This window comes from Mycolicibacterium sp. XJ870, from assembly GCF_053483975.1.
Genome location: NZ_JBEFTI010000002.1, coordinates 326437 through 346101 on the forward strand (window position 1 = coordinate 326437; position 19665 = coordinate 346101).

Here is a 19665-nt window from a genome sequence, read left to right on the forward strand (position 1 = left end):
CGATGAGCGACGCTCCGCGCAAGGCGCCCCGACAGGATCGCTCCCGCGAGACCGTCGAAGTGGTGTTGGAGGCGGCCGCGCAGGTTTTTGAGCGGGAAGGCCTGGGGGCCACCACCAACCGCATCGCCGAGCGGGCCGGAGTGTCCATCGGATCGCTCTACCAATATTTCCCGAACAAGCACGCGCTGTTGTACGCGCTCGCCCAGCGTCATGTACGCATCGCGACTGGCCGGCTCGACGCGGTGTTCACCCGGTTGCGGCGCGAACAACCGTCATTCGAAGACACCATGCGGGCGATCCTCGACGAGATCGTCGACCTGCACAGCGACCGGCCCGGCCTGCACGGGTTGATGCACCGCCTGGCGCCGCGGCGGGCGGGCGAGCTCGCCGCCCTGCAGGAGTTCGAGGATCATCTCGCGCGCGAGGTCGCCTTTCATCTGCAGCGCTGCGGCCGTGCAGGCGGCGACGATGCGCTGACCACCGCACAGATGGTGGTCCACACCGTCGACGCGCATCTACACCGGGTGATGACCCGACGCGGCATGAACACCGACGAGTTACTGGACCTCGTCGAGCGTGTCCTGCCGGACTGAGCGCAGCGCCGCGACCAATTGACTGAGCCCGGGCTCTTCGATCGGATAGTGCCCGCAGCCTTCCAGCATCACCAGCCGGGTGGGCGCCGCGATGCGATCGAGAAACCGGATGCTCAGCGGTGCAGGCGTCCAGCGATCCGCCCCCGGATGGACCAGGGTGACCGGGGCAGCGTCGAACATTTCGGGCGCGGTGTGGGTGAAGTTCAGCCAGCTGGACAGGAAACCGAGCGGCACCCGGACCCCGCCGCCCTTGCGGTCGGTGGCGCACAACCGGGACAGCGCAGTTTTGCCGCTCATCGCGTTCATGTTGACCAACCAGCGGATCGGCACCCGCAGCCGGCCGATCCACGGATCGAACATGCGCATGATCACCGGCGCCACCGCACCGGACTGCGGGATGCGGGCTGCTGCACGGCGGGCGGCCGGATCGGCCGGATCGAGCAGGCAGGTCGCCACGACATGCGACACCAGCCCGGTCCGGGCGGCGACCTCGTATCCGAGCATGCCGCCCATGCTGGCGCCGAACACGATCAGCGGCCGGTCGTCGTGCTCGCATTCAGCACGGACCAGGTCGCACACCAACTCGACCCAGTCGTCGTATCGCACTGTCCCGGGCGAAGGTTCGACGGTATCGCCGTAGAGCGGCAAGTCAGGAGACAACACGTCCACGCCCTCGGCGGCAGCCAGCGCGGCAAAAGGCCACAACGCGCCCGCATACCCACCGGCACCGTGCAACACCAGTGCTCGGACGTCGCTGTCGGGGGTGACTGCCCGCGCGATGTGGACCTCGAGCCCCCGCCACTGCCACCACGTAGAGATCGGCTCGACGAGCGGTTGGGCGCGGTACTGGGCGGGCAGAAAACGGGCGTAGGCCTCAAAGTCCATGTCTCCAGCCTGAGTTGGCACGAACCGCCCGACAACTCGCATTCAGCGGTCCTGAAGAGCCCGGTCGAGACGTCGCCGTCGGGTCGTACTCACATTCCGCGGCCGCACCGCGGGTCTTGTGCTGTAGGTCACATCGGGGAATGGTGGATGAGAGGAGGGAAGCCATGGCGGACAGGACGAATTCATCGGCCGGCAACGGGGCTGTTCCCACCGCGGACGATCCGGCGGCGATTCGCAATGTGGTTCTCGTCGGTCCATCGGGGGCCGGCAAGACCACTCTGGTGGAGGCGCTGCTGCTGGCGTCCGGGGTGTTGAACCGGCTCGGTTCCGTGGTCGACGGGTCGACGGTATGCGACTTCGACGATGCCGAGATCGCACAGGAGCGGTCGGTCAGCCTCGCGCTGGCGCCGTTGCAGCACAACGGGATCAAGGTCAACCTGATCGATACCCCCGGCTACGCCGACTTCGTCGGAGAGCTCCGGGCGGGCCTGCGCGCCGCGGACTGTGCACTGTTCGTCATCGCCGCGAACGAGAGTGTGGACGAACCGACCAAAGCGCTGTGGCTGGAATGCAGCGAGGTGGACATGCCGCGCGCCGTGGTGATCACCAAGCTCGACCACGCCAGGGCGAACTACGCCACCACGCTGGCCGCCGCCCAAGAGGCCTTCGGCGACAAGGTGCTGCCGCTGTACTTTCCGGCCGGGGGCGGCGTCATCGGGCTGCTCACCCGAACCCACTACGAGTACGCCGACCGCAAGCAGACCGCGCACCCGCCGGACGGCTCTTTCGATGCCGAGATCGCCGAACTCCGCGGATCGCTGATCGAGGGAATCATCGAGGAGTCCGAGGACGAGACGCTCATGGAGCGTTATCTCGGCGGCGAGGAGATCGACGAGTCGGTGCTCATCGCCGACCTGGAGAAGGCGGTGGCCCGGGGATCCTTCTTCCCGGTGATCCCGGTGTGCAGCAACTCCGGGGTGGGCACGCTGGAACTGGTGGAGGTCGCGACCCGCGGGTTCCCGGCGCCGCCGGAACATCGCCTGCCCGAGGTGTTCACCCCGCAGGGCGCCCCGCGCAAACCGATGACGTGCGATCCCGCCGGGCCGCTGCTGGCCGAGGTGGTGAAGACGACATCGGATCCCTACGTCGGCAGGGTCAGCCTGGTCCGGGTGTTCTCCGGCACCATCAGGCCCGACGCCACCGTGCATGTGTCGGGCCATTTTTCTGCGTTCGCCGACGCCCTTGCGGCGGCCGGTTCACACAGCCACGCCGACTCAAGCCTGATGGCAGGCCACGCCGACCACGACGAGGATGAGCGCATCGGCGCGCTGTCATTTCCGCTGGGCAAGCAACAACGACCGGCGCCGATGGTGGTCGCCGGCGACATCTGCGCGATCGGCCGGCTGAGCCGCGCCGAGACCGGCGACACCCTCAGCGACAAGTCCGATCCGCTGGTGCTGCGGCCGTGGACGATGCCCGATCCCCTGCTTCCGATCGCGGTACAGCCCCGCGCGAAGACCGACGAGGACAAACTATCGGTGGGGCTGCAGCGGCTCGCCGCCGAGGATCCCACGCTGCGCATCGAACAGAACCCCGAAACGCACCAGGTCGTGCTGTGGTGCATGGGTGAGGCCCATGCCGGGGTGGTGCTCGACGCCCTGTCGCGGCGGTACGGCGTTTCTGTGGACACCGTCGAGTTGCGCGTGCCGTTGCGTGAGACGCTCGGCGGCAAGGCGAAGGGACACGGCCGCCACGTCAAACAGTCAGGCGGCCATGGCCAGTACGCGGTGTGCGACATCGAGGTCGAGCCGTTGCCCGAAGGAAGCGGTTTCGAATTCGTCGACAAGGTGGTGGGCGGATCGGTCCCGCGGCAATTCATCGGCAGCGTGGAAAAGGGTGTGCGCGCGCAGATGGAGAAAGGCGTGGGACCGGGCTACCCGGTCGTCGACATCCGGGTGACCCTGTTCGACGGCAAGGCGCACAGCGTGGACTCGTCGGATTTCGCGTTCCAGATGGCAGGCGGTCTGGCGTTGCGCGAGGCTGCGGCGGCCACCAGGATCAACCTGCTCGAGCCGGTGGACGAGGTGAGCGTGATGGTGCCCGACGACCTCGTCGGCGCGGTGATGAGTGATCTGGCCGGACGCCGCGGACGGGTGCTCGGCACCGACAAGGTCGACGAGGATCGCACGGTGGTCAAAGCCGAGATCCCGGAGGTCGAGCTGACCCGCTACGCCATCGACCTGCGGTCGCTGTCCCACGGAGCGGGCTCGTTCACCCGGGCGTTCGCCCGCTACGAACCGATGCCGGAATCGGCGGCTGCGCGGGTCCGCAGTTCGGCTTAGCCGGCGCGAGACTAGGCGAGTGTGATGGCGTGCTCGGGGCAGCCATCGATGGCCTCGGCCACCGATGCGTCGAATTCGGCCGCCACGTCGGGAGTCTGCGGCTGGGCATAGCCGTCGTCGGTCAGCACGAACACGTCGGGGCACACCGCCACACACACCCCGTGTCCGCGGCAGCGGTCGTCGTCGACATGAACTTTCACCGGGCCGTCACTTCCAGGTGCAGCGCGGTGAGCCCCCGCAGAATATAGGTCGGCACATAGCTGAACCGGCGCGCGTCCTCAGGCCCGTGCTCGGCCTCCGAAAACCGAATCTCGGTGGTGCGGGCCAGCAGTCGCTCCAAGCACACTCTCGCTTCGGCACGAGCCAGCGGCGCCCCCGGGCAAGAGTGCACGCCACGGCCGAACGCGATGTGGCGCCGCGAATTCGTGCGGTTGACGTCGAACGTGTCCGGATCGGAGAACTGTCGGGGATCGCGGTTGGCCGCGCCGTTGCACACCATCAGCGTCGCGCCGGCGGGCACGTCGACACCGCCCACCGTGGTCGCGGCCCTGGCGAGCCGGAAATCACCCTTGACCGGGCTCTCCCACCGCAGCGTCTCTTCGATGAAGTTGGGAATCCGGTTGGGTTCGCGGCGCAACAGGTCCTGCAGATCCTCGCGCTCGGCAAGGAGTTTGAGCGCTCCGCTCAACAGTCGCACCGTGGTTTCCTGGCCCGCCGAATAGAGGTTGGCGGCCAGCCGCACCACATCCATGACCTCGGGCGTCGACCCGTCCGGGAACTTCGCGGCGGCCATCTCCGACAGCGTGTCCCCGCGCGGGGCGCGCCGGCGGTCGGTGATGTAGGCGGAGAACTTCTCGTACAGGTACTCCAACGGGCTGTGCGCCATGCTGTCCGCACCGGTGCTGCCGACCCCGGCGTCGGCATGACTGCCCATGCGGGCTGCGAACTCCGCGCGGTCGGATTCCGGCACGCCGAGCAGATCGGCGATCACCATGAGGGTGAACGGGCCTGCGAACTCCGAGATGAACTCACCACCACCGCGGGCCAGGTACGGCTCCAGCGCCTGATCGGCCAGCCGCCACATGAAGTCCTCGTTCTCCTTGAGGCGTTTCGGCGTGATGAGCCCCATCAGCAGCGCGCGATGGCTGGTGTGGGTGGGCGGGTCGAAGGTGGTGATCTGATCGCTCATCGGCAACTCGTCGCGGTGCCGGTCGATCAACTCGGCCACCTCGTCGTCGGGCCTGCCCTCCAGTGGCACCGGAAATCCCGGGAAGGGGCCGGTCACCGCGGTGGCCGACGAGAACTTCTCGGCATCGCCGAACACCGCGACGGCCTCCTCGTAACCCGTCACCATCACCACGTCGTGGTGCGGTTCGCGTTGCACCGGGCATCGTTCCCGCAGTTGCGCCAGGAACGGGTAGGGATCGTCCACCAGGCTGTCGTCCCGAAAGAAATCCGGCATACTCATCTCACTCCACCTCTCCCAATGCCGCGTAGAACTCGTCGTTGCCCGCACCGGCCTCGAGCTCGACGTCAAACGTGTTGAGGGCCAGCGCCAGCGTGCTGTAACCGCCGAACGTGAACATCAGATCCATCCGCTGCCGGTCGTCGAGCTGTTCGCCCAGCCGGGCCCACGTCTGCGCGGACATCCGGGACCCGGTATGCAGCTCATCGACCGCATCCAGCACAGCTTGATCGAATTCGCCTGCGGCGACACCGGTTTGGGCCGCGACGATGTCGTCGTCGGTCAGTCCCAGTACTCGACCCATCGCCTGGTGATGGCCCCATTCGTAGGCGCAGCCGTGGCGGTGCGCGGTGCGCAGGATCACCAACTCCCTGACCCGCTCGGGCAGTGTCGAGCTCTGCTGCAGGTAGGTGTTGAACGGCAGGAATGCCCCCGCCAGAACCGGGTGGCGCACCAGCGTCGACAGGGCATTGCCCGCGTCGTCCGGATTGCGCCGCTCCGGAGGCACCGTGGAGGCCAGCGCATCGCGCGCGGAGTCGTCCCAATCCTCGGCCGGCAACGGCGTCAACATCTGCATCGTTCCTCTCTGCGAGCCGATCCGCTTTACGATCGACTAGTACGTTCCTTTACGATCGTAAAGTAGATTGACGGAAACCGCACACGAGGGAAGGAGCACCGATGAAGACCATGACGGAGGAGTCGACCCGGGCGCGCCTCGTCGATGCCGCCGTCACCCTGTTCACCAAAAACGGTTTTGCCGGCACATCGCTGCAGATGATCGCCGACGAGCTGGGTTTCACCAAGGCTGCCATCTACTACCACTTCCGTACCCGCGAACAGCTCCTGACCGCGGTGGTCGAGCCGATCCTCGCGCAGCTGGCGGTCGTGGTCGAAGAGGCCGAGGGGATGCGCGGTGCGCACGCCCGAGCGGACCACATGCTGTGTGGTTACGCCGAGCTGGCAGTGCACAACCGGGCATTGGTCTCAGTGCTCGCCGGTGATCCCAGCGTGAACGACGCGCTGCGCACCCGCCCGGAATGGGATGCCGTCATCAACCGTCAGATGGCGCTGCTGGCCGATATCGATCAGGGGCCGGGCGGGATGGTCAAGGCGGCGGTGGTGTTCTCCGGGATCGCCGGTGCCGCCGGTCCCGCGTCTGCCGACCTCGCCGCCGACGACCTCTACCGGCATCTGATCGATGCAGGCCGGCGAACCCTTGGCCTGCGCGCCACCCGGCGTGCCGAAAAAGCTTGATATTCAACAAATTACCGAAAGGACGACAATGACAACCAAGACCGCACTGGTGACCGGTGGCGCTTCGGGGATCGGCAAGGCGGTGGCCGAGCGACTCGCCGCCGACGGCTACCGGGTGGCCACCCTCGACCTGACTGCCACCGACGCCGAGAATGCGTACGCCGCCGACGTCACCGACCGCACGCAGGTGGACGCCGCGTTCAAGGCCGTGCGAGAGCAACTCGGCCCCGTCACGATCCTGGTCAACGCCGCCGGCCTCAGTGGGTTCAAGCCGTTCACCGACATCACTTTCGAAGAATGGCAGCGCGTGGTGAACGTCAACCTCAACGGCGTGTTCCACGTCGTGCAGGCCGCATTGCCCGACATGATCGCCGCCGGGTGGGGCCGCATCGTCAACATCTCGTCATCCAGCACGCATTCCGGTACGCCCTATATGAGCCACTATGTGTCGGCCAAATCCGCGGTGAACGGGCTGACCAAATCCCTGGCATTGGAATTCGGGCCTGCCGGCATCACCGTGAACGCCGTACCGCCGGGCTTCATCGACACCCCGATGCTGCGTGCTGCCGAGGCGCGTGGCGAATTGGGCGATATCCAGCACACCATCGACGCCACCCCGGTGCGGCGGATGGGCAAGCCCGAGGACATCGCCGCCACCTGTTCATTCCTCATTTCTGAGGAAGCGGGCTATATCACCGGTCAGATCGTCGGCGTCAACGGCGGCCGCAACACGTAGCGATTGGTCCCGGTGTGTGAACATCTCCGATTTTGATATTGCGCGCAGTTATCCCAATTCGTTGCTTTTGTCTCCGGATATTTGCGACAGTTTGCTGAGGGGATCCATCTCGCTGCGTCAATAGTCGGGGGGTGTGCGCGTGGCGTCATCTGCGACATTTCGGGATCGATTCGGTGAGCGGTTCAAACATTGGCGTTATGACCCGCCCTACAAGACCTCATGCGCGGTCATGGTGATCGTGGTCGTGGTGGTCCTGGCGCTGACGTGGATGCAGTTCCGGGGTGTGTTCGAGCCCAAGACGCAGTTGACGGTGCTCTCCGGTCGTTCCGGACTATCCATGGATCCCGGTTCGAAGGTCACCTTCAACGGCGTGCCGGTCGGCCGGCTGGCCGCCGTCGACGTGGTGAACACCGATGATGATCCGCAGGCCAAGCTGACGCTCGACGTGAAACCCAAGTACCTCAGTCTGATCCCGGCCAATGCCATCGTGGAATTGCGGGCCACCACGGTGTTCGGCAACAAGTACATCTCCTTTCTCGCACCGGACGATCCGTCCCCCGAACGAATCTCGGCATCGACGCCGATTCAGGCCCAGGGCGTGACGACGGAGTTCAACACGCTGTTCGAGACGATCACCGCGATCTCCGAACAGGTCGATCCGATCAAACTCAACGAGACCCTGACCGCGGCCGCCCAAGCGCTCGACGGCCTCGGCGGCAAGTTCGGCCAGTCGCTGGTCAACGGCAACGACATTCTCGGCGAGATCAATCCGCGGATGCCCGAGATCCGTCGTGACATCACCGGTCTGGCCAATCTGGGCGACGTGTACGCCGATGCGGGTCCCGATCTGTTCGACGGGTTGGCCAATGCGGTGACCACCGCGCGCACCCTCAACGAGCAGCGCGGCAATCTGGATCAGGCGCTGGTGGCGGCGGTCGGGTTCGGCAACACCGGCGGCGACATCTTCGAGCGCGGCGGCCCCTATCTGGTGCGCGGCGCGCAGGACCTGCTGCCGGTCAGCGAGATGCTGGACCGCAACAGCCCCGCGCTGTACTGCATGATCCACAACTATCACGACGCCGCGCCGAAGTTCGCCCAGCAGACGAACAACGGGTATTCGTTCCAGATACTCAGCTTCGCGGTGGGCGCGGGAAACGCGTGGGTGTACCCGGACAACCTGCCACGGGTGAACGCAAAAGGAGGGCCGGAAGGCCGCCCGGGATGCTGGCAGCCGATCACCCGCAACCTGTGGCCGCATCCGTATCTGGTGCTCGACACCGGGGCATCCATCGCGCCGTACAACCACTTCGAATTGGGCCAGCCGATCATGGCCGAGTACGTCTGGGGCCGCCAGATCGGCGAACGCACGATCAATCCGTGACGAGTCAGACGCCCTTGCCGGCGGCCTTCGCCTTGAGTTCCGCCTCGAGTTCGGCCTCGAGTTCCTCTTCGTAGGCGCCCTCGTCATGGCCCAGTGCGATGGTGGCCGCGACCATCGCCCCGATCGCCAGGGACAGCGCCACGGGCTCCCACCCGGTGATGGACAGATGCTCACCGAGCACGATCGAGCCCAGCACCACCGCGACAACCGGCTCGAGCACGAGCATCGTGGGTACCGACGTCTGCAACGACCCGGCGTGGAATGCCGACTGCTGCAACAGAGTCGCCACCACTCCGAGCATGACCACGAGGTACAGCGCCGGGGTGGTCAGCGTCGCGAGCAGACTGCCCTCGGCCACCATGTGCATCACGATCTTGGTCAGCACTGCCACGACACCGAACATCACGCCCACCGCGACGGCCAGCAGCACCGCGCGACGCCAGCTGGTGCTGCGCGTGGCGACCAGCACGCACAACGTGACCGCGACCGCGCACACCACGGCCACCGTCACGGACGTCGACACCGAAACCGCGTAATGGCCGCTGCTGGACCGCGCCAACACGACGAACACCGTCAGTGCAGTGGTCAGCAGCAGCGCCCACAACCATTCGGCACGGGTCACCCGACGGTGCGCAAGGTGGGCGCTCATCGGCAGCGCGAACAACAGCGCGGACACCAGCACCGGTTGCACCAGGAGCAAAGATCCGTAAACCAAAGCCAGGGCCTGAAATGCATACCCGGCCACTGCTGACGCGGTTCCCGCCCACCACAGTTTGCGGCGCAGCAGCGTGCGCAGCATGACGGTGCTCACGCCCTTTTCGGCCGGGACATCCAAGGTGGCCCGTTGCCGGACCACGATGCCGATAGCCGCGAAAACCGCTGCGCACAGGGCGAACAGCACCGCAAGACTGTTGCCGAGCAAGCCTCGTCAACCCCTTTCGGGCCAGGTTTCGGCCCCTCTTGATGATGAGGCGAGAAGGCCAGTCACTCCAACGGTAGAGCGCCGGAACAGAGTGTGCCGATCTGGGTCAGACGACCTGCAGATGTGGCCGCACCGTCTGATCGGCCTCCGGGGTTTCGGCGTGCGGCACCGGCTGCGGTGCGGGCGCGATCTTGTCGTTGACCGACGCCACAGCCAAGTCGACGCGGTTCACCGCGGTGTCGCACAAGTTCCGCACTCGGCCGCTGGCGGTCTCGACGTCGTCGGCCGCGCTGCGCAAATAGGCCCTGACGTTGATCCGGAGCCGCTCGCCACGGATTCGTATCCGCTGGCGCAACCGCTCATCGACCTCGACGGTGACGTATGGCAACAACCGAAACCTCATCTGCCCCGCTCCCATCCTGGATGCCATGGCTCACAGTAGCTCTGCCCGGCCGGACGCGGGAGTCCGTAGTGACGGGCACCGCACGTCGCCGGCAGCGGCAGCGCACGTCACACGTCGCCGTCCCAGTCGGCCAGCGTCCAACCGTCCGTCGGGTTGCCCTTGACGACGACGTAGTCGGTGTTGTCGAGCGGATGGCGCATCAGCAACTGCGGATCGGGGTTGTCGACGTTCATGCTGACCCACAGCATGATCGCGGCGCCGTGTGAGTAGGCGACGGGATTGTCGTCTCCGCTGTCATAGATCTGCTGGACTGCCTCGTCGAAGCGACCGTCGAACTCGTTGCCGTCGATCGATCCAGGAATCCGAGCGGCCCGGTTTCCCTGCAGCCACTGCTGCGGCGCGGCGAAGTAGGTGGCGGCGCTTGCCTCCGGTTGGCCCTCATACACGCCGGCTTCGACTTCGCGGAGCCCGGACAGGACGGTGACCGGCTCGCGCAGGGCGTCGGCCATGGGTTGGGCGGTCTGCTGCGTCCGGATCATCGTGGAGGCGAAGATGCCGTCGTAGCGGTTGCCTGCCAGCTTCTGCGCGCTGGCGACCGCCTGTCCGCGCCCCAACTCGGTGATCGGTGGCCCCGGCGTCGAGCTGTCGATGAGGCCCGACGCATTCCCCGCCGATTGGGCGTGCCGCACGAACGTGAGGGTAATGGTCCGGTAGCCGCCAGCGGCCGCTGCAGGTGCGAGACCGAGTCCGGCCAGCACCGCGGCGACCACCGCAACGCATAGCAGTTGCACAGCTTTCCCTCGGCCCATGTTCATCCCGTCCGCGTAGTTTCGTTAGCGTGGCTACCCTCAACGATGACAGAGTCTCCGGCGTCCTGGACCGGCTGTACACCGCGGCTGACGAACAGCACGCGAAGGCGCGTGAGGCGGGCCCGCGCGATTTCGCCCGGCTCGCCGATGCGACCGCACAGGAGCGGGCCGACGCGCTGCGAGATGTCTACATGCCGGTGACCCGCGAGGCGGGCCGCCTGCTGTACTCCTTGGTGCGGGCAACCAGGCCCCAGGTCGTGGTGGAGTTCGGGATGTCTTTCGGCCTGTCCGCGCTGCACTTGGCCTCGGCAGTGCGCGACAACATCACCGGCCGGGTCTTCACCACCGAACTGAGCGCCGACAAGGTCGCCGCCGCGAAGAAGACCTTCGTCGAAGCCGGCCTGGACGACGTCATCACCGTGTTGGATGGTGACGCGCTGGAGACGCTCAAGGCGGTCACGGGCGACGTGGGATTCGTCCTGCTCGACGGGTGGAAGGAGCTCTACCTTCCGGTGCTCAAGCTGTTGGAGCCGCGACTGGTTTCGGGTGCGCTGCTGGTTGCCGACAACACCTCGATGGCCGACACCCAGCCGTACCTCGACCATGTGCGCGACCCCGGCAACGGATACGTGAGCGTGAACTTCCTGGCCCGCGACAGCGACAGCATGGAGATCAGCTGCCGCTCCTGAGCCGGGGGTTGACGCGATTTCCTACAAGCTGTAGGAAAGTTCCTACACAGTGTAGGAAGGTTGTGGGGCCATGAGCATGCGTGAGTGGTTGTCCTTGCCGAAGGCCGAGCCCGCCGAGGATTACGGGTTCTTCGGTCCCGATTCGGTGACGTGGAAGGTGTGGAGCTACCCCACCTCGCTGTCGATCGGATTCCAGCGCGCCGTGGTGATCGAGGAGCTCGACCCCGCACTCGTCGCGGCTGTCGACAAGACCCACGAGATCTACGCGCGGCCCCGAACCCGCTATGACCGAACCTTGCGCTACTTCGCCATGGTGGCGTTCGACGACAGCCGATCGACCGCCAAGGCCGCCGATGTGCTCGTCAAGATCCACTCCAAGGCCATCGGCGTCGACCCGGTCACCGGCACGACGTACAACGCGAACGATCCGGCTTCACAGCTGTGGATCCACCTGACCGCCTGGCACTCGATCTTGGTCGCGTACGAAAAGTACGGTCCCGGAAGGCTTGCGGCCGAGGAGGAGGCGAGGTACTGGGAGGAATGCGCGCGCGCAGCCGAGCTGCAGACCATCGATCCCGCCGATGTGCCGCTCAGCCGTGCGGGTGTGCAACGCTACTTCGAGGAGATGAGGCCGCAGCTGATCGGCTCCGATATCGCGAAGCAAGCGATGCGACACCTGCTGCGCGCCGAGGTGATGCTCCCGCAAATGCCGCTGTTGCTGCGGCCGTTCACCCAGGTGATCACCGCGTTCCTGCGGCGCGGCACGTTGGCGACGATGCCGCGATGGATGCGGGAGATGGCCGGGCTCAACATATCTCGTGTTCTGGATGCGGCGGTGGTACCGCCACTGCGAATGGCATTCACGGTCATCGCGATGAGCAAGCGCCTCCAGCTGCTTCTGCTCAGGCTGATATCCCCGGCCACCCTGCCGATCGGCGCGCGCGTCCTGCTGTCCACCCAGCCGGACAATCCGGTCACCATGACACCGCGTGAAGCGCAGGCGCGCTACGGCTATGACGCACCGAGCCAGGCGCACTTCGAATTCCGCGAGAAGCAACTGGTCCGCGTGTTCGGCGAGGGCGAGGCGCCCAGCGACGAGGGCATCGTCGAGTCTCAGCCGATCCTGGGCTCGATCGGCCGATGACACTGCCGCAGACCACCAAACACCATCGAGCCGAGCACCTCGGCCCCGAACGGCGACGCCCCCAAGTCCTCGACACCGCATTGAGCATCGCCGCCGAGGAAGGCGTCGCGAACGTGACGATGGGCGCCATCGCCACTCGTCTGGGGGTCACCCGCCCGGTGGTCTACGCCTGCTACGGCGGACGCGGTGAGGTGTTGACCGCCCTGCTCGAGCGTGAAACGGGCTTGGTGCTGACGAGTCTGGCCGGCATGCTGCCCCCGCCCCGCACCGGGTCGGTCGAGCAGATCTTCATCGACGGCTTCCGCGTCCTTCTCACCACCGTTCGTGAGCGCCGGGCCTCATGGGAGATCATGTTCGCCTCCGACCGAGATCCCGTCGTTGCCAAGGCGTTTACGCGCGGTCGCGCGCAGATCGGCAGTCAGGTCGAACTGGTGATGCGGCCCCTGCTGGAGAAATGGCAGGTCGAAGATGTCGATCGGGTGCTGGGCCCACTCACCGAGGTGTTCCTCGCGATCGGTGAGGCCGCTGTGCGCATGATGCTCGACGCCGATCAGGACCCAGAGGGCTTGGCCGACGTCTTCGGCAGCGCCGCCTACCGAGCGATGCGGGCCACGCGAAGGCAATCATGACCAACAAGGGATTGTTGATCCTCAGTGCCGGGATCCTGCTGTTGATCGGAGGCCTGATCGCGCTCTGGATGCCCGTCTTCATCGATTCCTACGATCAGTGGGGCTTTCAGATCAAGTGCGGCAACGGGTTTGGCTCCGCCCTCACGCAAGCTGCGATAGCCGACGAAGCATTGCACAGTGGATACGTCGGCGAGTGCAACAGCGCGCTGGCGGTGAAGCGCGCCTGGGCGATCCCGGTGACGACGATCGGTGCGCTCATCCTCGGCTGGGTGGTGATCGAACTGTGGCGGCACGCAGCAATCGTCACTGCGGATGACGACCGTCAGGTCTGACGTGCGCGAGCCCGGTACGCCGACGGCGTCTGCCCGCAGAACTGCGTGAAACACCGGGTGAACGCGCTGAGGCTCTCGAACCCGACCGCCGTCGCGGTCGCCTGCACGGACTGGTCCGGCGCCGCCAGCAGCGCCATGGCCCGCAACATCCGAGCGTGCAGAAGGTAAGTGCGCCAGGATAATCCGAGCGTCTCAGCGAACAGCCGCCGCAGCGTCCGCTCAGAGACCGACACCGCGCGGCTGACCTCGTCGGCGGTCACCGAGGCCAGGTTCTCCTTCGTGTAGGCCAGTGCGGCCGCCACGATCGGGTGCTCGGAGGTCGGCAGGCTCAACGGGGCCTCGTGGTCGAGCGCCTCGGCGACCAGGCTGGCCAGGGTCGAAAAGAATCCGTCGGAGATGTCATCACCGTGCGCCCGGTCGATCGGCCAACGCAGCGCGTAGATCATCATCTCCCGGATCAGCGGTGAAACCGCGATGATCCTGGCTCGGTCGCCGCCCGGGATCAGCCGCGGATCGAACATCACCGCGACGGTCTTGACGTCGGGGTTCATCACCGCCTGATGCTCGAGGCCTGCGGGGATCCAGGCGGCCTGCTGCGGCGGAAGCAGGTAGTGGGCGCTGTCGGTTTCCACCTCGACCACTCCATGCAGGGCGTATTCGATCTGGTGCACCTCATGGGAGTGCCAGCCGGTGATCAGCCCTTCGCCCTCGTAGAGGTAGCTTCCGGCCGGGGCACGACCGCCACGGCGCAACTCGATCACCGGTCTGGCCGATTCGACGCTCAAACTGCTGTTGGCCGTTCCGGCAAAATGTCTGTCCGAAAGCGCAGAGACGGTCACACCGCTAGACGGTACTACTGAACTATGAGAACCGACGACCTCATCCTGGTGAGCATCGACGACCATGTCGTGGAACCCCCCGACATGTTCCTGAACCACGTGCCGGCCAAGTACAAGGCCGAGGCGCCGATCGTCGTCACCGACGAGAAGGGCGTCGACCAATGGATGTACCAGGGGCGCCCGCAAGGGGTCAGCGGGCTCAACGCCGTGGTGTCCTGGCCGGCCGAGGAGTGGGGCCGTGATCCCGCCGGCTTCGCCGAGATGCGGCCAGGCGTCTACGACGTGCACGAGCGTGTGCGCGACATGAACCGCAACGGCATCCTGGCCTCGATGTGCTTCCCCACCTTCACCGGGTTCTCCGCACGCCACCTCAACATGCACCGCGAAGAGGTCACACTCGTCATGGTGTCGGCCTACAACGACTGGCACATCGACGAATGGGCCGGCTCCTACCCTGACCGGTTCATTCCCATCGCGGTCCTGCCCACGTGGAATCCCGAAGCCATGTGCAAAGAGATCCGCCGGGTGGCGGCCAAGGGCTGCCGCGCGGTGACGATGCCGGAACTGCCGCACCTGGAAGGGCTTCCGAGCTACCACGACGACGAATACTGGGGCCCGGTGTTCCGGACCCTGTCGGAAGAGAACGTGGTGATGTGTCTGCACATCGGCACCGGGTTCGGCGCGATCAGCATGGCGCCCAACGCACCGATCGACAACCTCATCATCCTGGCCACCCAGGTCTCGGCGATGTGCGCGCAGGATCTGCTGTGGGGTCCGGCGATGCGCAGCTACCCGGACCTGAAGTTCGCGTTCTCCGAAGGTGGAATCGGTTGGATTCCCTTCTATCTGGACCGCAGCGACCGGCACTACACCAACCAGAAGTGGCTGCGCCGCGACTTCGGCGACAAGTTGCCCAGCGACGTGTTCCGTGAGCACTCACTGGCCTGCTACGTGACCGACAAGACCTCGTTGAAGCTGCGTCACGAAATCGGCATCGACATCATCGCGTGGGAATGCGACTACCCGCACTCGGACTGCTTCTGGCCCGACGCCCCCGAACAGGTGCTGGCCGAGCTGAACGCCGCCGGCGCAGACGATTCCGACATCAACAAGATCACCTGGGAGAACTCCTGCCGGTTCTTCGGGTGGGATCCGTTTGCACGCACGCCACGCGAGGAGGCAACCGTGAAAGCGTTGCGTGCCAAGGGCGCTGATGTCGACGTGTCGATCCGCCCGCGCGCCGAGTGGGCCCGGCTCTACGAACAGAAGCAGCTCGCCAAGGCCTGATCACCCTTTCCCCACGAGCCGGCCGAGGCGAAGTTCTCGGTCAAGCCCACCGCGGGCGACGGAAAACCGGCTGCAGCAAGGGCTTGCGCTTTGAACGCTCGCCCGGCGGTGCTCAGCCGATGCTCGAACGAATGGTCAGTCTCCGGGGCACCACCCCAAACAAGCACCTCGGCCCGCTGGGACAACAGACCACGTGTATCACCCGACGCTGCGTCGGCGTAGCGCTTCGCGTCGATGGCCAGCACGCAGCGGTCATCGTCGAGCTCCGCCTCGGCCTCGGCGTCGAGCAGTTCGACGCCGAGGATCCGCAGCGTTCGGGTGTCGGACGGGTCTGCGAGTGCGGCGGTCACGCGCCAGCCGCCCATCACCCGGTCCACGATCAGGCCCGCGGCGTGGGCGGCGACATCCGCGGCGTTGGCCGCGACGACGTGCAGCCGGTAGGTCATCGCACCACCCGCACCGGCACGTGCGACCAGCCCGCGACGTTCTGCATGCTGACGCGTTCACATCCGGCCCAGTCCACCTCGTACCGGGGCATGAAGTCGAGCAGCTTATCAAGGGCGACAGTGCATTCCAGCCGAGCCAGCGCGGCGCCCAGGCAACTGTGAATGCCGTAGCCGAACCCGAGGTTCTGCGCCTTGGTGCGGTCCCGGTCGATGTCGAAGACGTCGGGATCCGTCCACGCCTGCGGATCGCGGTTCGCCGAACCTCCCACCAGGAATACCGGTTTGCCTTCGGGAATCGTGACGCCGTGCAGTTGGACCTCGCGCTGTGAACGCCGCACGTTGTACTGGGCCGGCGCCTCGTAGCGCAGCAACTCCTCGATCGCGGCGGGGATCTTGCTGCGATCCTCATACAGCATCTGCCACTGCTCGGGATGTTTGGCGAACATCACCGCCGCGTTGCCCACCAGCTTGGTCACGGTCTCCGCGCCGGCCCCACCGAGAAGCGTTGCAAATCCTGCGATCTCGGAGTCGCGCAAGCGGGTCGTCTGACCGTCCTCGCGCTCGACCTCTGCGGCGACGAGCCGGCTGATCATGTCGTCCCGAGGCTCGGCGCGGCGCTGTTTGATCAGCTCGTAGTACATCACCCAGGCCTGAGCCATCGCCTCGACGCCGGCTTCGGACATGTCGATCTGGCCCGGCTCCCGGTGCAATGAGGTGTCTATCCACAACCGCACCTGCTGTCGATGTTCGGCAGGGACACCGAGCATCGTGGTGATGATCTCAACCGGAAAGAACGCCGAGAAATCCTGCACCACATCGAATCCATCTGGATCCACCGCGCTCAGGTAGCGTTCGATCTGCTCCTCGACCATGTCGCGCATCGCGGCGATGGCTCGCGGGGTGAAGACCTTGTTCACCAGGCTGCGCATGTGGCGATGTTCGGGCGGGTCGATGGAGATGAGCATCTTGGCGGGCGCCTTCTGCCCGGTCCGCACCAAGCCGAGGTCGACGCCGTAGGCCGACGAGTACGTCTCGAAGTCCTTGAACGCAGCGGCGACATCGGCATGCCTGGTCAGCGCATAGAAGTCGTACTCGGTGCTGTAGTAGACCGGCGCTTGGACGCGCATGCGGCGGTACGTCTCGTACGGACCATTGAAGAAATCGGCCGAGAACGGATCGAACACCACCTGTGCCGTCGTCACCTGACCTCCGCTCGCCAACCAGCCGTCACCATTGCGGGACGACTAACTGTAATAGTTACAGTAGCGCAGATTCAAGTGTTGGGTTCAGACGGCTCCGGTGGGCCGCCTACCTGATCAGCGGATCGCGTGGCATCCCGAGGATCCGCTCGGCGATCTGATTGCGGGTGACCTCAGAGGTGCCGCCGGCGATCGCCATCGCCCGAGCACCCATGGCCATCTGGGCGGCGATCGCCGCGGGGCCATCCATCAGGGCCACGTCCGGCCCGAGCAGCGCACACCAGATCGCCGCGAACTCACCCATGTGTTCGGCGAGCTTCAGCTTGGTGATGTTGCCTTCCGGGCCGGGTCCCGCGCCCTCGATGCTGCGCACCGCGCGGCGCAGGTTCAGCAGCCGCATCGAATGGTCGTTGGCGATGAAGTTGCCGACGCGAATCTGGGCCCCTGCCAACGAATCTGGGTGCTCGGCGAGGATCGGGATGAGTGCGGTGGGGTCGACGCCGACGACGCCGGACCCGCTGCCGATGCTGACGCGCTCGTTGCCCAGGGTCGCCCGTGCCACCGTCCAACCGCTGTTGGGTTCACCAACCACGTCCTCGTCGGCGACGAACACGTCGTTGAAGAACACCTCGTTGAACTCCGAACCACCGCTGATCATCCGCAGCGGACGCACTTCGACGCCCGGCGCTTTCATGTCGATCAGCACGGTGGTGATCCCGGCGTGCTTGGCCGCATCGGGATCTGTGCGCACAGTGGCCAGGCCGCGGCGGCAATAGTGCGCCCCGCTGGTCCATACCTTCTGTCCGTTGATCTTCCAGCCACCGTCGACCCGCGTGGCCCGGGTCTTGATCGCCGCGGCGTCGGATCCGGCGTCGGGTTCGGAGAACAGCTGGCACCAGATCTCCTCCTTGCGCAGCGCCTTGTCGACGAATCGGTCGATCTGCGAAGGGGTTCCATGTTGGATCAGCGTGAGGATCACCCAGCCGGTGATGCCGTAATCCGGTCGCTTGACGCCTGCGGCCCGGAACTCCTGGTCGATGACCAGCTGCTCGATGGAATCCGCGGCGCGGCCCCACGGCTTCGGCCAGTGCGGCATCACGTATCCGGTGGCGATCAGCTTGTCGAGCTGGGCCGCCTCGTCGAGTTTCGCGATCTCGGCGACATCGGCTCGCACCGTCGCCCGCAGCGCCTCGGCCTCGAGCGGCAGATCCAGGCTGTTGGCCCGGCGCGCGCCCGCCACGGTCAGATCGAACACATCGGCTGCCGGCCCGTCACCACCCAGCACCGCGCGCACCGTCATGGCGCGGCGCAGGTGCAGATGCGCGTCGTGCTCCCAGGTGAAGCCGATACCGCCGTGCACCTGAATGTTGAGTTCGCTGTTGCGGACATACGCCGGAAACGCCTGGGCCGCAGCGGCAGCGGCCATCAGCTGGAACTGCTGTTCATCGTCCGAAGCTGCCCGCGCGGCGTCCCAGACCAGCGCCACCGCGGATTCGGCCGCCACGATCATGTTGGCGCAGTGATGCTTGATCGCCTGGAACGTCGCGATGGTGCGGCCGAACTGCTCACGCACCTTGGCATATTCGACTGCGGCGTCAACGCAGTCCGACGCGCCTCCGGCGGCCTCCGCGCCCAGCAGGACCCTCGCCCGGGCGATCGCCGCGGCGCGGGCGCCGGGCAGGATGTCGGCGTCGGACACCGCGACGCCGTCGAATGCGATACGGCCCGAGCGCCGGGTCAAATCCAGATTCGTCGGAACCTCCACCGACACACCGTCTCTGGCCCGCTCGACCACGAGCACGTCGTCGCCGCTCACCAGCACGAACAACTCGGCAGAACCACCGCCCAATACCACCCGCGCACTACCGGTGGCGACTGAGCCGTCGACCGCGATGCCGTCGGCGATACCGAAGCCGGCCGTCACCGTGCCGTCGATCAGACCGGGCAACAGCCGCGTCTTCTGCTCCGCAGTACCGGCCTGGTCGATGATCGACGAGGCCACCACGGTCGGCACGAACGGCCCGGGCGCGGCGGCGCGGCCGAGTTCCTCGACGACCACGACGAGCTCGGGCAGTCCGAACCCGGACCCACCGTGCTCCTCGGCGATGTGCAAGCCCAACCATCCGAGTTTGGCGAGATCGCCCCAGAACAGGGGCCGGGTCTCCTCCGGAGCGTCGAGCAGTTCCCTGGCGGCGGACCTGGCTTTCTGCGCGGTCAGAAAGGAGCGGGCGACCTCAGCGAGTTCGCGGTGGTCGTCGGTCAGTGCGATTCCCATGTTCAGCCCCTTCCGGCCATGACGCGTGTCACAGG

The 19665-nt window shown here is 66.2% G+C and carries 21 protein-coding genes; 10 read left to right on the forward strand and 11 right to left on the reverse strand.

Annotated features, from left to right (window positions below):
- The first annotated feature begins 2 nt into the window (after window positions 1–2).
- Window positions 3–593, forward strand: a complete 591-nt coding sequence (locus ABQF30_RS13005) for a TetR/AcrR family transcriptional regulator (protein WP_448464222.1) — start codon at window positions 3–5, stop codon at window positions 591–593.
- Here ABQF30_RS13005 and ABQF30_RS13010 read toward each other — a convergent pair.
- Window positions 558–1478, reverse strand: coding sequence for an alpha/beta hydrolase (locus ABQF30_RS13010; protein WP_448464224.1), 921 nt, complete (start codon window positions 1476–1478; stop codon window positions 558–560). The genes ABQF30_RS13005 and ABQF30_RS13010 overlap by 36 nt on opposite strands.
- A gap of 164 nt (window positions 1479–1642) precedes the next feature.
- Between ABQF30_RS13010 and ABQF30_RS13015 the strand changes: the two genes are divergently transcribed.
- Window positions 1643–3820: an elongation factor G-like protein EF-G2 gene (locus ABQF30_RS13015; protein WP_448464226.1), complete on the forward strand. Its 2178-nt coding sequence runs from the start codon at window positions 1643–1645 to the stop codon at window positions 3818–3820.
- Window positions 3821–3831: 11 nt separating this feature from the next.
- Here ABQF30_RS13015 and ABQF30_RS13020 read toward each other — a convergent pair whose 3' ends face one another.
- The 3 genes from ABQF30_RS13020 to ABQF30_RS13030 are packed head-to-tail and all read right to left on the reverse strand — an operon-like array spanning window position 3832 to window position 5856.
- Window positions 3832–4020 carry a ferredoxin gene (locus tag ABQF30_RS13020; RefSeq protein ID WP_448464228.1) on the reverse strand — a complete coding sequence of 63 codons (189 nt, stop codon included), beginning with the start codon at window positions 4018–4020 and terminating at the stop codon, window positions 3832–3834.
- On the reverse strand, window positions 4017–5288 hold the full coding sequence (locus tag ABQF30_RS13025) for a cytochrome P450 (protein ID WP_448464230.1): 1272 nt from the start codon (window positions 5286–5288) through the stop codon (window positions 4017–4019). Before ABQF30_RS13025 ends, ABQF30_RS13020 begins: the two co-directional genes overlap by 4 nt.
- 1 nt (window position 5289) lies before the next feature.
- On the reverse strand, window positions 5290–5856 hold the full coding sequence (locus ABQF30_RS13030) for a carboxymuconolactone decarboxylase family protein (RefSeq protein ID WP_448464970.1): 567 nt from the start codon (window positions 5854–5856) through the stop codon (window positions 5290–5292).
- 107 nt (window positions 5857–5963) lie between these two features.
- Between ABQF30_RS13030 and ABQF30_RS13035 the strand changes: the two genes are divergently transcribed.
- The 3 genes from ABQF30_RS13035 (at window position 5964) to ABQF30_RS13045 (ending at window position 8656) form a co-directional block, all read left to right on the forward strand.
- Entirely contained in the window at window positions 5964–6539 is a 576-nt protein-coding gene (locus tag ABQF30_RS13035) for a TetR/AcrR family transcriptional regulator (protein ID WP_448464232.1), read from the forward strand.
- Window positions 6540–6567: 28 nt separating this feature from the next.
- Entirely contained in the window at window positions 6568–7275 is a 708-nt protein-coding gene (locus ABQF30_RS13040; protein WP_448464234.1) for an SDR family NAD(P)-dependent oxidoreductase, read from the forward strand.
- A 229-nt stretch (window positions 7276–7504) separates the two neighbouring features.
- On the forward strand, window positions 7505–8656 hold the full coding sequence (locus tag ABQF30_RS13045; protein ID WP_448464972.1) for an MCE family protein: 1152 nt from the start codon (window positions 7505–7507) through the stop codon (window positions 8654–8656).
- A 4-nt stretch (window positions 8657–8660) separates the two neighbouring features.
- Here the strand turns inward: ABQF30_RS13045 and ABQF30_RS13050 are convergent, their stop codons facing one another.
- The 3 genes from ABQF30_RS13050 to ABQF30_RS13060 form a co-directional block, all read right to left on the reverse strand.
- Complete coding sequence (locus ABQF30_RS13050; RefSeq protein ID WP_448464236.1) at window positions 8661–9578, reverse strand: DMT family transporter; 918 nt, start codon at window positions 9576–9578, stop codon at window positions 8661–8663.
- 106 nt (window positions 9579–9684) lie between these two features.
- Window positions 9685–9981: a hypothetical protein gene (locus ABQF30_RS13055; RefSeq protein ID WP_448464238.1), complete on the reverse strand. Its 297-nt coding sequence runs from the start codon at window positions 9979–9981 to the stop codon at window positions 9685–9687.
- 107 nt (window positions 9982–10088) lie between these two features.
- Window positions 10089–10796 carry a histidine phosphatase family protein gene (locus tag ABQF30_RS13060; RefSeq protein WP_448464240.1) on the reverse strand — a complete coding sequence of 236 codons (708 nt, stop codon included), beginning with the start codon at window positions 10794–10796 and terminating at the stop codon, window positions 10089–10091.
- Between the two features lie 23 nt (window positions 10797–10819).
- Here ABQF30_RS13060 and ABQF30_RS13065 point away from each other — a divergent pair, with 23 nt between their 5' ends.
- The 4 genes from ABQF30_RS13065 to ABQF30_RS13080 all read left to right on the forward strand — a co-directional run bounded on the left by ABQF30_RS13065 (window position 10820) and on the right by ABQF30_RS13080 (window position 13584).
- Window positions 10820–11479, forward strand: a complete 660-nt coding sequence (locus ABQF30_RS13065) for an O-methyltransferase (protein ID WP_448464242.1) — start codon at window positions 10820–10822, stop codon at window positions 11477–11479.
- Window positions 11480–11549: 70 nt separating this feature from the next.
- Window positions 11550–12623, forward strand: coding sequence for an oxygenase MpaB family protein (locus ABQF30_RS13070; protein WP_448464244.1), 1074 nt, complete (start codon window positions 11550–11552; stop codon window positions 12621–12623).
- Window positions 12620–13252 (forward strand): TetR/AcrR family transcriptional regulator, encoded by a 633-nt coding sequence (locus ABQF30_RS13075; RefSeq protein ID WP_448464246.1) that lies wholly within the window; start codon window positions 12620–12622, stop codon window positions 13250–13252. Before ABQF30_RS13070 ends, ABQF30_RS13075 begins: the two co-directional genes overlap by 4 nt.
- The gene (locus ABQF30_RS13080) at window positions 13249–13584 is read left to right on the forward strand and encodes a hypothetical protein (protein ID WP_448464248.1); all 336 of its coding nucleotides are present in this window, start codon (window positions 13249–13251) and stop codon (window positions 13582–13584) included. Before ABQF30_RS13075 ends, ABQF30_RS13080 begins: the two co-directional genes overlap by 4 nt.
- Here the strand turns inward: ABQF30_RS13080 and ABQF30_RS13085 are convergent.
- Window positions 13575–14423 (reverse strand): AraC family transcriptional regulator, encoded by an 849-nt coding sequence (locus tag ABQF30_RS13085; protein WP_448464250.1) that lies wholly within the window; start codon window positions 14421–14423, stop codon window positions 13575–13577. The two genes, ABQF30_RS13080 and ABQF30_RS13085, sit on opposite strands and share 10 nt — an antisense overlap.
- Before the next feature lie 24 nt (window positions 14424–14447).
- On the opposite strand from ABQF30_RS13085, the gene ABQF30_RS13090 reads away from it, so the two are divergent.
- On the forward strand, window positions 14448–15710 hold the full coding sequence (locus ABQF30_RS13090) for an amidohydrolase family protein (RefSeq protein ID WP_448464252.1): 1263 nt from the start codon (window positions 14448–14450) through the stop codon (window positions 15708–15710).
- Here the strand turns inward: ABQF30_RS13090 and ABQF30_RS13095 are convergent.
- The 3 genes from ABQF30_RS13095 to ABQF30_RS13105 all read right to left on the reverse strand — a co-directional run bounded on the left by ABQF30_RS13095 (window position 15680) and on the right by ABQF30_RS13105 (window position 19630).
- Window positions 15680–16156, reverse strand: coding sequence for a hypothetical protein (locus ABQF30_RS13095; RefSeq protein ID WP_448464254.1), 477 nt, complete (start codon window positions 16154–16156; stop codon window positions 15680–15682). The two genes, ABQF30_RS13090 and ABQF30_RS13095, sit on opposite strands and share 31 nt — an antisense overlap.
- Complete coding sequence (locus tag ABQF30_RS13100) at window positions 16153–17358, reverse strand: cytochrome P450 (RefSeq protein ID WP_448464256.1); 1206 nt, start codon at window positions 17356–17358, stop codon at window positions 16153–16155. Before ABQF30_RS13100 ends, ABQF30_RS13095 begins: the two co-directional genes overlap by 4 nt.
- A gap of 106 nt (window positions 17359–17464) precedes the next feature.
- The gene (locus ABQF30_RS13105) at window positions 17465–19630 is read right to left on the reverse strand and encodes an acyl-CoA dehydrogenase family protein (protein WP_448464257.1); all 2166 of its coding nucleotides are present in this window, start codon (window positions 19628–19630) and stop codon (window positions 17465–17467) included.
- Window positions 19631–19665 lie beyond the last annotated feature (35 nt).